Origin of the sequence: Achromobacter sp. UBA5777 (assembly GCF_002418565.1) — a bacterium.
GTDB classification, from domain to species: domain Bacteria; phylum Pseudomonadota; class Gammaproteobacteria; order Burkholderiales; family Burkholderiaceae_B; genus Achromobacter; species Achromobacter animicus.
Genome location: NZ_DIEJ01000149.1, coordinates 1 through 14,728, shown reverse-complemented (window position 1 = coordinate 14,728; position 14,728 = coordinate 1). Strand labels below are relative to the sequence as shown.

Sequence of the window (14,728 nt, the reverse complement as noted above, 5' to 3'; positions counted from 1 at the left end):
TGGCCGGCGCGTACTGCGATCAATGCTGATGAAGCAACTTTAGGACTGGGCTGTCTGGCGGACCATTCGCCGGTGGCACAACCCGGGTTCGGCAGAGTGACTAGTTATCCGCGTAGACCGAACTAGTCGCGCCGCCGGCCACACCGCGCGTAACGCGCGGACGGGCCGGCGTATCAGGCAGATCAGCACGGCACCGGGGCATTGCGGCGCGCGTAGAACCACCAGGTGATCAGCATGCAGGTGGCGTAGAAGCCGATGAAGCAAACCAGCGCGGTCTGGACGCTGCCCGTCATGTCGAGCGACGTGCCGAAGCTGCGCGGGATGAAAAAGCCGCCGTAGGCCCCGATGGCGCCGGAAAAGCCCAGCACGGCGGCCGACTCCTTGGCCGCTTCCGTCATCGCCTGCTTTTGCGCGGCCGGGCCCTTGCCCTGCGCGGCCTGCGTGCGCTCACGCAGGAAGATCACGGGGATCATGCGGAACGTCGAGCCGTTGCCCAGGCCGGTCAGCGCGAACAGCACGATGAACATGGCGAGGAACCCGTTGAAGTCGCCCATGCGGCCTTCGCCAGGCAGGAACACCATGACACCCGCCACCGCGGCGATCATGGCCGCGAAGGTGAACAGCGTGACCCGTGCGCCGCCCAGCTTGTCGGACACCCAGCCGCCCAGAGGACGCGTCAGCGATCCGACCAGCGGGCCCAGGAAGGCGTATGCCATGGGATTGACGGTGGGAAACAGCGTCTTGGTCAGCATGGCGAAGCCCGCCGAGAAGCCGATGAACGACCCGAACGTGCCCACATATAGCCAGCACATCAACCAGTTGTGCTTGCGCTTGAAGATGACGGCCTGATCGGCGAACGAGGCGCGCGCATCGGCGATGTCGTTCATGCCGAACCACGCCGCGATGGACGCCAGCGCGATGGGGATCACCCAGATGAAGCCCGCGTTCTGCAGCCACAGGTTCTGCTGCGCGCCGTTGGCGTTGATGACCTGGGGATCGCCGCCGGCGACGCCGAAAACGCCCATCGTGATGACGACCGGCACCACGAACTGAACCAATGACACGCCCAGATTGCCGATGCCGGCATTCAGGCCCGTGGCCAGGCCCTTCTTTTCCTTGGGAAAGAAGAAGCTGATGTTGGCCATGCTGGAGCTGAAGTTGCCGCCGCCCAGGCCGCACAGCAGCGCCAGGATCAAGAGCGTCGGAAACGAGGTGGTCGGGTCGCGCAGCGCGAAGCCCATGCCCAGCGCCGGGATCAGCAGCGAGGCGGTGGAGATGGCCGTCCACTTGCGCCCGCCGAAGACAGGCACGAGGAACGAGTAGAAGATGCGCAGCGTGGCGCCCGACAGCGCGGGCAGCGCCGTCAGCCAGAACAGCTGGTTCTTGGACAGCATGAAGCCGGCGCGGTCCAGGTTGACCACGACCACGCTCCACAGCATCCAGATGCTGAACGCCAGCATCAGCGCCGGGATCGAGATCCACAGATTGCGGTTGGCGACGCGCGCGCCGGTCTGTTTCCAGAAGCCGGGATTATCCGGCTCCCAGCGCGCAAGGACTTGAGTGGACATGAGGTTCTCTCAGGATGGTGGGTGGGTCAGGCGGCTTGCTGCCGCGCGATGGCCGCGCTTTCGGGCCGGAAACTGAAGTGCATGAAGATGAGCGAGACGCAGACCGTGCCGTACAGCAGCATGAAGGCGCTGGAGCGGATGCCGGTCAGGTCGAGCAGCACGCCGAACATGATCGGAAGAATGAAGCCGCCTAGGCCGCCTGCCAGCCCGACGATGCCGGACACGGCCCCGATGTTGTCGCTGAACTCGTCAGAAATGAACTTGAAGACGGAGGCCTTGCCGATCGCCATGGCGATACCGACGATGAACAGGAGAATGGTGAAGGTGACCGGACCGAGCGCGATGCCGAAGGAACGCTGGCCGCCGGCGGTCATGACGGTGAATTCGGTTTGCGGATAGCTCAGCAGGAAGAACGCGACCCAGCACACCCACATCACCCACCACGTGGTCTTGTAGGCGCCGTAGCGGTCGGAGATCCAGCCGCCCACCGCGCGCAGCACGCCGCCGGGCAGCGAGAAGCATGCGGCCAACAACGCGGCCAGCTTCATGTCGAAGCCGTACTCGCCGATGTAGTACTTGGTCATCCACAGCGCCAGGGCCACGTACCCGCCGAATACGACCGAGTAGTACTGGCAGTAGCGCCAGACGCGCGGGTCCTTCAGCATGGCGAACTGGGCGGACAGAGAGGCGCCGCCCGCAACGCGGTGCGAGGGATTGGACGACGAGAACATCCAGAACAGGATCGCGGTGACCAGCAGCGCCACGGCGTACACCTGCGGCACGATGACCCAGGATCCGGCGGCCGAGGCGATCAGCGCGGGCGCCACGAACTTGGTGATGGCCGAGCCCGAGTTGCCGGCGCCGAACACGCCCATGGCCAGGCCTTGCTTGTTGCGCGGGAACCAGCGCGCCACGTAGGGCGTGCCCACCGAGAACGAGCCGCCGGTCAGGCCGACAAACAGCGCCAGCACCAGGAACTGCCAGTACTCCGTGGCGTACGACAACAGCCAGATCGGCACCACGGCCAACAACATCAGCACGAAGAACACGGGGCGGCCGCCGTAGCGGTCGGTCCAGATGCCCAGCGGCACCCGCACGAGGGAACCGGTCAGGACCGGCATGGCGGCCAGCAGGCCGAATTGCGTTTCAGACAGGCCGAGCTGGGTCTTTATGGGAATACCCAGCACGGCGAAGATCATCCAGACCGCGAAACAGATGGTGAAGGCAAACGTACTGGATATCAGGACCCGCATCGGCGCGCCGGCCGAGGATTGATGTGCTGCCATGGTTGGTCTCGCTTTTTGCTGACAAATGCGTATGTGGGTAGCCTAAGGAGGCCACCCTTCCCTCACCATTCCCCAGCCGACCAAAGGGCCATTTCCGAAGTGCCTAGTCATGCGGGTGTTCCGGACGGCCTTGCGTTGGATCAAGCAGGCGAGTCGCGTCCGGATGCGGCCAGCAGTAATATGTATTTCAAATACACGTTCAAACCCGCAACGCGGCGCACCCTGCGCGCACTGGCTACCTCATGAGCACCCTGCTTTCCATTGAAGAACCCGCAAAGAAGCCGCGCCCCGCACCGCCCGAATGGCGCGCTTTCACCGAAATGGGATTCCGCCCGCTGTACTTGGCGGGCTGTTATTGGGCCCTGTTCTCTGTGCTGCTGTGGGTGCACGCGCCGGCGCGCCTGACCGGCGTGCTGAACGGCATGTTCTGGCACGCGCATGAAATGCTGTGGGGCTTTGTCGCCACCATTGCCGTGGGTTTTCTGCTGACCGCGGGCGCCAACTGGACGGGCAAGAATCCGCTGCGCGGCAACCCGCTGGCGGGCCTGTGCGGGCTATGGTTCGTGGCGCGGGTGGGCTATCTGGTGCCAGGCCGCCCGGCATTCGCCATTGCGGCCGCTGCCGATCTGCTCTTCTTTCTGTGGGCGGCTGGGGCGCTGGGACGCGCCGTCGCCGTAACACGCAATCAGCGCAACTATGGCGTTCCGCTACTGCTGCTGGCGCTCGGCGCGACCAACGGACTGTACCTGTGGGCGACGGTCCAGGGCGATTACGTCACGCTGATGCGCTTTTTCAACGCCGGTCTGCTGTCAATGGCCGTGCTGACTTTGCTGATCGCCCGGCGGGTCATGCCCTTCTTCGCCAAGCGCGCCGTCGCGGGCCTGGACATTCCTCCCCACACCAAGAGCGGCCATTGGCAGCTTGCCTTTGGCATCATTGCCATCGCCTGCCTGCTGGCCGGGGTGCAGCAGGTGGCCGCGGCGGCGCTGGCTGCCAGCGGCGTGATCGCGCTGGTGCAATGGGTGTCCTGGAAACCCTGGGCCGTGCGTCGTGTGCCGCTTCTGTGGATCCTCTATGCCGGATATCTGGGCCTGGGCATCGGGTTACTGGTCGGCGCGGCGCAATTGGCGGGCTTCGTCGTCCGGCAGGCGTGGCCGGCGCACGTGATTGGCGTGGCGGGGTTTTCGGTGCTGATTCTGGGCATGGTGACGCGCACCGCGCTGGGTCACCTGGGCCGGCCGCTACACACGGACCGCAGCATGGTTGTGAGCTACGCGCTGATGATCCTGGCGGCATTGCTGCGGCTGGCGGCGCTGTTGCCGACCGCCGCGACGCTGGGCCTGCTGCATGCGTCGGCCACCGCGTGGGCGCTGGCGCTGGCGCTGTACCTGTGGCGGTTCTTCCCGATGATGATCCGGCCGCGCGTGGATGCGCCGGCCAAGCAGGCCGCGCCGGTCATGCGGGTGATGCCGGTGTCGCGGCCGAAGGGCTGAGACGCGTCAGGACAGCTTCATCATGACCGCTCTTCGCGCCGCTCCATCGCGGCCACTTCGCGGCGCATCGCCTTGAGCCACGCCTTGAGCAGCGATTCATCCGAGAACTGCATGACCTCGTGCTCCAGTTCCTGGATGTACTCCTGGATATCCTTGAGATCGTCGTCCAGTTCGCCCATCACGGCGTCCGGTTCGAACGTGGCGAACGGGTCCAGTTCGTAGCGCAGCTTGAAGCCTTCCTCGGCGAACTGAACCTGGCTCAGCACGTCGTCGAGCTGGGCGGTGAGCACCGCGTTGGTTTCTTGCAGCCGATCATCCGGGATGTCGGCCGCGGCCTGCACCTCCGCACGCAGGGCGGGATCCTGGGCGGACTGGGCCTGGCGCGCGCGTTCGGCATCGTGCAAAGCCTGCCACGCGACGGGGTTCGTCACGGTCGGAATCTTGACGACACGCGCGTATTCCAGCAGTTCTTCAGCGTCTTCGTCGTCGTACTGGTCCTGAATGATCTGCAGTAGTTGCATCGGCGACATCGAGTTCAGGTCGGCCACGTCCAGATCCAGCGCATCGGCCAATTCCTGGCCCGCGCTTTCGGTCAGCTCGGCCAGGTTGGCGTCATAGTCCGACCCACGGTGCTTCTTGTAGAGCGTCTTGAGGCGCGCGGTGTCGCAACCGGCCGGCAGCTCGCTCTTGGTCGCCAGCACCAGCAATTCTTCCGAGAATTCCGTGACCAGTTCGGAAACGAATTCGCGCTCGGCCTTGGACAGGCCCATTTCCTTGTACGCATGGTCAAAGCACAACACCAGCTTGTAACGAAGCTGGTTGAGCTTTTCTTCGAGCGGCCGCAGCGTCTCGGTGTATTTGCGCTGGTAATCGGCTTCGATCGACTGCCATTGCGCCAGCCGGGACCGCTCATCCGCCAGCCGTTCCTGCAGGCGATTGCATAATTCACGCTGACTTTCGAAGGATTCTTTGCTCATGACCCACTCCTCTTGCAAACCGGGGTATTGAAAACAGCCGCCACTCTAAACGATACGCGCAAACCCTTCTTGAAAATCAGCGTCAATAACGCTAATCATTATTATTAATATAGAATCTCGGCTGTCCGCTATCCCTTGCCTGGCAGCCCTGATGTCCCTGCGCTTCCTTGCGGGCCCCACCCCCTCACGCAAACGCCTGATCCTGATCGCGGCCGCCCTGGCGCTGGCCCTGCTGATCGTTGCGGCGGTCTGGCTGGCGGGCAATAAAGGCCCGGCCGCTCCTCCTCCCCCCAACTATGGGAAGCTCCCTGTCGCAGTGAGCGTCGCCGCCGCGCGAACCGGCCCGTTGCAGCGCGATTTGCACGCGCTGGGCACCATCACGCCGCTGGCGCAGGTGACCGTGCGCAGCCAGGTTGATGGCCAGTTAGTGAGACTGCACTACACCGAAGGCCAGGCCGTCTCGCAGGGTCAGTTGCTTGCCGAAATAGACCCGCGCCCCTTCCAAGCTGCGCTGGCGTCCGCCGAAGGCGAGCTGGCGCAGACGCAGGCGCTGCTGGACAACGCCGAAGCGGACCTGCGCCGCTATCGCAAGCTGGCGCGGCAGGAGGCCGTGGCCGGGCAGCAGCTCGATACCGCCGAGGCGCAGGTGCGGATGTACAACGCGCAGCGCCATAAGAACCAGGCGCAGGTCGCCGACGCCCGCCGCCTGCTCAGCCTTACGCGCATCGTGGCGCCGCACGCCGGGCGCGTGGGCTTGCGGCGCGTGGATGCCGGCAACCACGTGCGCACGACAGACGAAGACGGGCTGACCACGCTGGTGCAGATGGCGCCCACGTCGGCCCTGTTCAGCATCTCGGAGACCCGCCTGGACATTCTGCGCCAAGCACAGGCCAAAACGCCCGTGCTGCGCGTGCAGGCCTGGGACGCCGACGAGCGCCGCATCCTGGCTGAAGGCTCGCTCGAAGCACTGGACAACCGCATCCAGGCGGCCAGCGGCACGGTGCGGCTGCGCGCCCGCTTCGACAATGCCGACGAGTCGCTGTTTCCCAACCAATTCGTGAACATCCGGCTGGCCGTCGTGCAGCAGGACGATGTCGTGACGATACCCACCGCCGCCGTGCAGTTCGGTTCTGAAGGGTCGTTCGTCTTCGTCATCGGCGACGACAACCGCGCCACCCGCCGCGTACTCGAACTGGGTCCGGCGAACGCGGGGCGCATCGTCGTGCTGGCGGGCCTGGCCGAGGACGAGCGGGTGGTGGTCGAGGGTGTGGACCGGCTGCATGACGGACGCGACGTGCAGATCGTGGAGCAGCACGTTCAGGACAAGGAGCCCGCATGAGCCTGTCACGCCCTTTCATCCTGCGCCCGGTCGCCACGTCGTTTCTCATGATTGCCCTGCTGCTGTCGGGCATCCTGGCGTGGCGCCTGCTGCCCGTGGCCGCATTGCCGCAGGTCGACTATCCCATCATCCAGGTCACCACGCAGTATCCGGGCGCCAGTCCCAACGTGACGGCGCGCGCGGTCACCGCGCCGCTGGAGCGGCGCTTCGGGCAGATACCGGGCTTAAAGCAGATGTCGTCCACCAGTGGCAGCGGCATCTCGGTCATCACATTGCAGTTTGCGCTGGACGTGCCGTTGGGCGTGGCCGAACAGGAGGTGCAGGCAGCCATCAGCGCCAGCGACTCGCTCCTGCCGAACGATCTGCCCACCCCGCCCGTGTACCGCAAGGTCAACCCCGCGGACGTGCCGATCCTGACGCTGGCCGTCACGTCGGATTCCCTGCCCTTGCCCAAGGTCTACGATCTGGTTGATACGCGGATGACGCAGCGGCTGTCGCAGCTTTCGGGCGTGGGCATGGTCAGCCTGGCCGGCGGGCAGCGCCCCGCCGTGCGCGTGCAGGTCAATCCGATGGCGCTGGCCGCGCGCGGCCTGCAGTTGTCGGACGTGCAGGAGGCGATTGCCAAGGCCAACTCCAACCAGCCTAAAGGCAGCTTTGACGGCCCCGTGCGGTCCGTCATCATGGACGCCAATGATCAATTGCAGAGCGCCGAGGAATACCGCGACCTGATCGTCGCCTGGAAGAATGGCGCGCCGGTGCGGCTGGGTCAGATCGCGACGGTCGAAGACGGCGCCGAAGACCGCTATCTGGCCGCATGGGTGGACAAGCAACCCGCGGTGCTGGTGAATATCCAGCGCCAACCAGGCGCCAACGTCATTGCGGTGGCGGACCAGGTCAAGGCGCTGCTGCCGCAACTGACGGCCGGCCTGCCCGCCGCTGTGCAGGTGCGCATCCTGACCGATCGAACAGAGAGCATCCGCGCCTCGGTGCGCGGCGTGCAATGGGAGCTGGCCTTCGCCGTGGGGCTGGTCGTACTGGTGACCTTTCTGTTCCTGCGCAACCTGCCCGCCACGCTGATCCCCAGCCTGGCCGTGCCGCTGTCCCTGATCGGCACGTTCGGCTTCATGTACCTGGCCGGTTTCTCCACCAACAATCTGACGCTGATGGCGCTGACCATAGGCGCAGGTTTCGTGGTGGACGACGCCATCGTCATGCTGGAGAACATTGCGCGCTACCGCGAACAAGGCCACAGCCCGATGGCGGCCGCGCTCAAGGGCGCGGGGCAGATCGGCTTCACGCTGGTGTCGCTGACGCTATCGCTGATCGCGGTGCTGATTCCGCTGCTGTTCATGGAAGACGTGGTGGGCCGGTTGTTCCGGGAGTTCGCGATCACGTTGGCCGTCGCCATCCTGATCTCGCTGGCCGTCTCGCTGACGCTGACGCCCATGATGTGCGCGCGGCTGCTGCCGGCGCACGAGCCGTCGCGTCCCGGGTTGCTGGACCGCCTGCAAGTCCGCTACGCCGGCTGGCTGGACGTGACCCTGCGCCACCAGCGGCTGACGCTGCTGGCGATGGTGGCCACCGTGGTGCTGACCGGCCTGCTGTATCTGGCGGTGCCCAAGGGCTTCTTTCCAGCGCAGGACGGCGGCGTCCTCCAAGGCGTGACCCAATCCGCGCAAAGCACGTCGTTTGACGCCATGTCGCGCCGTCAGCAGGCCGTGGCGGAAAGCCTGCTGGCCGATCCCGACGTCGCCACCCTGTCGTCCTTCATCGGCATCGATGGCATGAACGCCACGCTGAACACGGGGCGTCTGCTGATCAATCTGAAGCCCTGGAACGAACGCAGCGCGCCGCTGGCGGACATCATGGCACGGCTGGATGCGTGGGCGCGCGAGGTGAACGGCATCTCGCTTTACCTGCAACCTGTGCAGGAACTGAACATCGAAGACCGCGTCAGCCGCGGCCAATATCAGTTCAGCCTGACTTCGCCCGACAGCGCCCTGCTGACGCGCTGGACCACCGCGCTGATGCAGCGGCTGGCGCAGGCGCCCCAGCTTGCCGACGTGTCTTCCGACTTGCAGGGCGGTGGGCGCCAGGCCTATCTGGAGGTCTCGCGCGACGCCGCCGCGCGCTTGGGCGTCACGATGGACGACGTGGCGCAGGCCCTGTACAACGCATTCGGCCAGCGTCAGGTCGCCACGCTGTTCACGCAATCCAACCAGTACCGCGTGGTGCTGGAGGTGGACCGGACTATGGCGACCAGCCCCGAGGCGTTGGAACGCGTCCATCTGCAGACGGAAAACGGGCAGGCCATTCCGCTGTCCGCACTGGCTACAGTAAGTGAACGCGCCGCACCGCTGGCGGTGAATCACCTGTCGCAGTTCCCCGCGGTGAACCTGTCCTTCAATCTGCCGCCGGGCGGTTCGCTCGGCGAAGCTATCGCCGCCATCGAAGCGGCCAGGCAGGAAATCGGCATGCCCGAAAGCGTCGAACTGCGGCTGCAAGGCGCGGCGTCGGCATTTGAGGCTTCGTTGTCCAACACGCTGTGGCTGATGCTGGCCGCGGTCGTCACCATGTACCTGGTGCTGGGCATGCTGTACGAGAGCGCCATCCACCCGGTCACCATCCTGTCCACCCTGCCCTCGGCCACGGTCGGCGCGCTGCTGGCGCTGCTGATGACCGGCCGCCCGCTGGACCTGATCGCCGTGATCGGCATCATCCTGCTGATCGGGCTGGTCAAGAAGAACGGCATCATGATGGTCGACTTTGCGCTGGAGGCCGAGCGCACGCGCGGCCTGGACCCGCAGTCCGCCATCCGCGAGGCCGCGCTGCTGCGCCTGCGCCCCATCCTGATGACGACGCTGGCCGCGCTCTTTGGCGCGTTGCCGCTGATGCTGGCGACCGGCTCCGGCGCCGAGCTGCGCCAGCCGCTGGGATGGGTCATGGTTGGCGGGCTGCTGGTCAGCCAGGTGCTGACCCTGTTCACCACGCCGGCCGTGTACCTGTTCTTTCACCGGCTGGGTCACCGCCGCGCCGATGCCGCACCGGCACCCAACGCCGAAGGCCCCGTGAAATGATCCGGGCATTGCTGCACCGGCCGGTCGCCTGCATTTTTCTGGCGCTGGCGCTGACGCTGCTGGGCGCCGTGGCGTGGCGCCTGCTGCCGGTGGCGCCGTTGCCGCAGGTGGATTTTCCGACCATCGAAGTGCGCGCCGATCTGCCCGGCGCCAGCCCCGAGAGCATGGCCAGCACAGTCGCCGCGCCGCTGGAACGGGCGCTGGGCAGCATTGCAGGCGTCAGCGCGATGAGCTCGTCCAGCAACCAGGGTTCGACACGCGTGCAGCTGCAGTTTGAACTGGACCGCAACATCGACGAGGCTGCCCGCGACGTGCAGGCCGCCATCAACGCCGCCCGCGCCGAACTGCCCGCCGGCATGCCGGGCAATCCCAGCTATCGCAAGGTCAATCCGTCGCAGGCGCCCATCATGGCGCTGGCGCTCAGTTCCGCCACGCGGCCCGCCGGTCAGCTCTACGACCTGGGTTCCACCGTGCTGGCGCAGAAGCTCTCGCAGATCAGCGGCGTGGGCGAAGTGACGATGGGCGGCAGTTCACTGCCGGCCGTGCGGGTCCAGGTCAACCCCAACGCGCTGGCGCACTATGGCGTGGCGCTGGACGACGTACGCGAGGCAATTTCGAACGCCGCTCCGATGGGCCCGCAAGGGCAGCTCGATTCGGCCGGCCAGCGCTGGGAAGTCGGCACCCCGGCGCAGCCGCGCCGCGCGCAAGACTACGACAGTCTCATCGTGCGCTATCAGGATGGCGCCGTGACCCGGCTATCGCAGGTCGCGCGCGTCAGCGATTCGGTCGAAAACCGATACAGCAGCGGCTTTCACAACCGCAATCCGGCGGTGGTGCTGACCATCAGCCGGCAGCCGGGTTCGAACATCATCGAAACCATCGACGCCATCAACCAAGCCCTGCCGGGCCTGCGCCAGTTGATGCCCGCCGACGTCGACCTGACCGTCGCACTGGACCGCTCGCCGGGCATCAAGGCGACGCTGCGCGAGGCGCACATCACCCTGGCGCTGGCCGCCGGGCTGGTCATCCTGGTGGTGTGGCTGTTTCTGGGCAATGCGCGTGCCGCCGCGATCCCCAGCGTGGCGATTCCGGTTTGCCTGATCGCCACCTTCGCCGTCATGTACGCGTGGGGCTTTTCGCTGAACAACCTGTCGCTCATGGCGCTGATCGTGGCCGCCGGGCTGGTGGTGGACGACGCCATCGTCGTGCTGGAGAACATCTCGCGGCATCTGGAGCGCGGTCTCACGCCGGTCAAAGCTGCGCTGCGCGGCGTGCGCGAGGTGGGCTTTACGCTAGTGGCCATGACCGTGGCGCTGAGCGTCGTGTTCGTGTCGATCCTGTTCATGGGCGGTCTGGTGGAGCGGCTGTTCCGAGAGTTCTCGATCACGCTGGTGGCCGCCACCGTCATCTCGCTGGTCGTGTCGGTGGCCATCATTCCGGCGCTGTGCGCGCGCTGGCTGCGGCCCGTCAGCCACGTTGCGGCCAAGCCATCTCGCATGCAGGCGGTGTTTGCCCGCATCCACGACTGGTATGGCGTGTCGCTGGCGCGCGTGCTTGGCCACGCGCGCTTGACGTTGCTGCTGCTGGCCGGCGTCGTCGGGCTGAACGTCTACCTGTATGTCCAGGCGCCCAAAGGCTTCCTGCCGGTGCAGGACACCGGCCAGCTCATGGGCTTCGTGCGCGGCGACGACGGGTTCTCGTTTCAGGTCATGCAGCCCAAAATCGACCAGTACCGGCAACTTGTCCTCAAGCACCCGGCCGTCGACGACGTCATCGGCTATAACGGCGGCGGCCTGGGCATCAGCAATTCGCTGTTCCTCATCCGCTTGAAACCCGCCGCCGAACGCAAGGCGTCGTCCACCGAGGTCATCAACTGGATGCGCACGAACGCGCCGGCCGTGCCGGGCGGCATGTTCTTCCTGAACGTGGACCAGGACCTGCGCATGCCAGGCGGTTTCGGCAATTCCGGCGACCACGAACTGGCCATCATGGCCAGCGACGTGCCGGCGCTGCGGGAATGGGCGCGCAAGATCTCCAAGGCGATGCAGGAGATTCCCGAGTTGCGCGATGTCGACGCGCAAGGCGACGGCGCGACGCAGCAGGTCGTGATCGACATCGACCGCAGCGCGGCGCAGCGGCTGGGCGTCGACATGGACACCATCAGCAGCGTGCTGAGCAATTCGTTCAGCCAGCGGCAGGTCGCGACGCTGTACGACGCGATGAACCAGTATCGCGTCGTGCTGGAACTGGATCCGCGCTACACCGAAGACCCGGAAGTCCTGGAACAGGTGCACGTCGTGGCCGCCGATGGCAACCGCGTTCCGCTGACCGCATTTGCCACCTACGACAACGGGCTGGTCAACGACCGGGTCTTTCACGATGGCCTGTTTGCTGCAGTGTGGGTCGGCTTCTCGCTGGCGCCGGGCGTGTCGCTGGAACAGGGGTTGGCCGCCATTGACGCGGCGACGGCCAAGCTGATGGTGCCGTCTTACATCCAGACCCGCCTGGGCGGCGACGCGCGCAACTTCCAGCAGAGCCTGCAGGACCAGCCCTGGCTGATCCTTGGTGTCCTGGTCGCCATCTACCTGGTGCTGGGCATCCTGTACGAAAGCGCGCTGCATCCGCTGACCATCCTGTCCACGCTGCCATCGGCCGGCGTCGGGGCGCTGCTGGCGTTGCGGCTGGCCGGCATCGAGTTCACGCTGATTGCGCTGCTGGGGCTGTTCCTGCTGGTGGGCATCGTCATGAAAAACGCCATCCTCATGATCGACTTCGCCCTGAGTCTGGAGCGGCGCGAGAACCTGACGCCCGAGCAGGCCATCCACCGCGCCGCCATGCTGCGCCTGCGGCCCATCGTCATGACCAACCTGGCGGGTCTTCTGGGCGCCCTGCCCTTGGTGCTGGGAATGGGCGAAGGTTCGGAATTGCGCCGCCCCCTGGGTGTCGCCATTGTCGGCGGGTTGATGATCAGCCAGTTCCTGACGCTGTATACGACGCCGATCGTGTATCTGGCGCTGGAGCGGCTGCGCCGCCTGGGCTGGCGCCGCCGCACCGCCTGACCGGCGCGGCCTGCCGGTCCGCCCCCCGTATCTTCCCGCTAGCCGGAAAATAAAAAGCTCAATAGAATCGATTGGCACGCTGACGCACACCGCCAATCCGGTCCGGCGCTTTTTTTTGCGCCGCCGGGAACGCGACTGGTGCCCGCGATGCCGGCGCGACCGCACAAGACGTTGTCGCCGCCGAGCTTTCCGGCGTTCGCGGTGCGGGCACCATCAGGCCGTCACCGGGGACTTGCAGTTTGGCCTCTGACAGACCTGGTGCCCAATGTGGCCGATGACTTGTTTGAATCGACTGCTACTGACCGGCGTGTTGTGCCTGACCGGTTGTGTGCAGGTGGGACCCGATTTCGAGCCCCAGCGTGTCGACTGGTCCAGCCAGTGGGACACCCCGGCGCTGCTACAGGCCACCGTGGAAGCTTCCCAGCCGGACGCCCGGCAGTGGTGGCGCATCTTCGACGACCCCGTTCTTGAATCCCTGATCGCCCAGGCCGATGCGCACAATCCCGGCGTACAGGTGGCCGGCCTGCAGATCATGGAGGCGCGCGCCCAGCTTGGCATTGCCCGCAGCGGGCTGTATCCGCAATCGCAGGTCGTCGGCGCGGACGCGCTTTATCAGCATCGGTCGTCACGCTCCTCGGAAGGCAATCCGCGGCCCAGCAGTTTCTGGCAATACAGCGCGGGGTTCAGCATCGGCTGGGAACTGGACTTCTGGGGCCGTTTCAGCCGCGCCATCGAGTCCGCCGATGCCGCCTACTTTGCGGCCGAGGCCAACCGCGAAGACGTGCTGGTGTTGCTGCACGCGCAGGTCGCCGAGAGCTACTTCGCGCTGCGCACGGCGGAAGCCCGGCTGCGCATCGCCCGCGACAATGCGGCCATCCAGAAGCGCAGCTACGAGATCACCGAGCGCCTCTTCAACAGCGGCGAGACCGACGAACTGGACCTGCAGCAGGCGCGCACGCAGTACCTTGGCACGCTCAGCACCATTCCGGAATTCGAAAGCCAGATCGCGCGCACCCGCAACGCGCTGGCGGTGCTGGTCGGCAAGCCGCCGGGCCCGATGCCGGAGCTGCCCGACCTGGCGACACGCGAGGCCGTGATTCCGCTGATCGACCGGGCGGTGCTGCAGGACGTGCCGGCCAACCTGCTGCTGCGCCGGCCGGACATCCGTGCTGCCGAGCTGCGGATCGCGGCGCAGTCCGCGCAGGTGGGCGTGGCCAAGGCGGATCTTTACCCTTCGCTGACGCTGCTGGGCAGCATTGCCTGGACCGCCACGTCGCTGGCCGGCACGTCCGGCGGCGCAGCCCTGCTTGCCGGCCCCAGCCTGACCTGGAACGTGTTCGACCACGGCCGGATCACCAACACGGTGCGCCTGCAGGACGCGCGGCTGCAGCAGCTCATCGTCATCTACCAGGACGCCGTGCGCCAGGCCGCGCGCGAGGCCGACGACGCCGCCACGGGACTGGTCAAGGCGCTGGAACGCGACGGGATCCTCTACGACTCGGCGCTGGCGGCCAAGCGCTCGTTGACGCTGGCCACTGCGCTCTACCGCGAGGGCTATTCCGACTTTCAGCGGGTGCTGGATGCGCAGCGCGCGCTGGCAACGCAGCAGGACACCTATCTGGTGAACCGGGGCAATGCCGTGCGCGACCTGATCGCCCTGTACAAGGCAGTGGGCGGCGGCTGGTACAGCGACCAGCCTGTCATTGATCCGGCCACGCAAGACCAGATGCAGCGGCGCACCAACTGGGGCGACCTGCTGTCCGAGGCCGGGCGGCCCGCGCCGGTGCCCGCGCCGGTTTCCGCGCTTCCCAAGACCACGAGGCGATCCGATGACTAGTCCCAGGCCCCCGCCCCCGCCGGCCAGCGCTGCGCCCGCGGCGAGCCCTGGCTCGGCTGCCCGCGACACGCCGCCACGCCCCGCGCCGCCCG

The 14,728-nt window shown here is 66.3% G+C and carries 8 protein-coding genes; 5 read left to right on the top strand and 3 right to left on the bottom strand.

Going from position 1 to position 14,728, the window contains the following annotated elements:
* Positions 1 to 182: 182 nt before the first annotated feature.
* Together B3446_RS11455 and B3446_RS11450 are read right to left on the bottom strand one after the other, a co-directional pair.
* Entirely contained in the window at positions 183 to 1,568 is a 1,386-nt protein-coding gene (locus B3446_RS11455; protein ID WP_291381087.1) for a NarK family nitrate/nitrite MFS transporter, read from the bottom strand.
* Positions 1,569 to 1,594: 26 nt separating this feature from the next.
* A complete protein-coding gene (locus B3446_RS11450) occupies positions 1,595 to 2,854 on the bottom strand; it encodes an MFS transporter (RefSeq protein ID WP_291381085.1) in 1,260 nt (419 codons plus the stop codon).
* A gap of 242 nt (positions 2,855 to 3,096) precedes the next feature.
* On the opposite strand from B3446_RS11450, the gene B3446_RS11445 reads away from it, so the two are divergent.
* The gene (locus tag B3446_RS11445; protein WP_291381083.1) at positions 3,097 to 4,347 is read left to right on the top strand and encodes an NnrS family protein; all 1,251 of its coding nucleotides are present in this window, start codon (positions 3,097 to 3,099) and stop codon (positions 4,345 to 4,347) included.
* A 20-nt stretch (positions 4,348 to 4,367) separates the two neighbouring features.
* Here B3446_RS11445 and B3446_RS11440 read toward each other — a convergent pair whose 3' ends face one another.
* Positions 4,368 to 5,324 (bottom strand): molecular chaperone DnaJ, encoded by a 957-nt coding sequence (locus tag B3446_RS11440; protein ID WP_291381081.1) that lies wholly within the window; start codon positions 5,322 to 5,324, stop codon positions 4,368 to 4,370.
* A gap of 151 nt (positions 5,325 to 5,475) precedes the next feature.
* Here B3446_RS11440 and B3446_RS11435 point away from each other — a divergent pair, with 151 nt between their 5' ends.
* From B3446_RS11435 to B3446_RS11420, 4 genes are all read left to right on the top strand, one after another.
* On the top strand, positions 5,476 to 6,663 hold the full coding sequence (locus tag B3446_RS11435; RefSeq protein WP_291381080.1) for an efflux RND transporter periplasmic adaptor subunit: 1,188 nt from the start codon (positions 5,476 to 5,478) through the stop codon (positions 6,661 to 6,663).
* A complete protein-coding gene (locus tag B3446_RS11430; protein ID WP_291381078.1) occupies positions 6,660 to 9,740 on the top strand; it encodes a multidrug efflux RND transporter permease subunit in 3,081 nt (1,026 codons plus the stop codon). Before B3446_RS11435 ends, B3446_RS11430 begins: the two co-directional genes overlap by 4 nt.
* Positions 9,737 to 12,799, top strand: a complete 3,063-nt coding sequence (locus B3446_RS11425) for an efflux RND transporter permease subunit (RefSeq protein WP_291381076.1) — start codon at positions 9,737 to 9,739, stop codon at positions 12,797 to 12,799. Before B3446_RS11430 ends, B3446_RS11425 begins: the two co-directional genes overlap by 4 nt.
* A gap of 265 nt (positions 12,800 to 13,064) precedes the next feature.
* Positions 13,065 to 14,636, top strand: a complete 1,572-nt coding sequence (locus tag B3446_RS11420) for an efflux transporter outer membrane subunit (RefSeq protein WP_291381074.1) — start codon at positions 13,065 to 13,067, stop codon at positions 14,634 to 14,636.
* Positions 14,637 to 14,728: the final 92 nt, after the last annotated feature.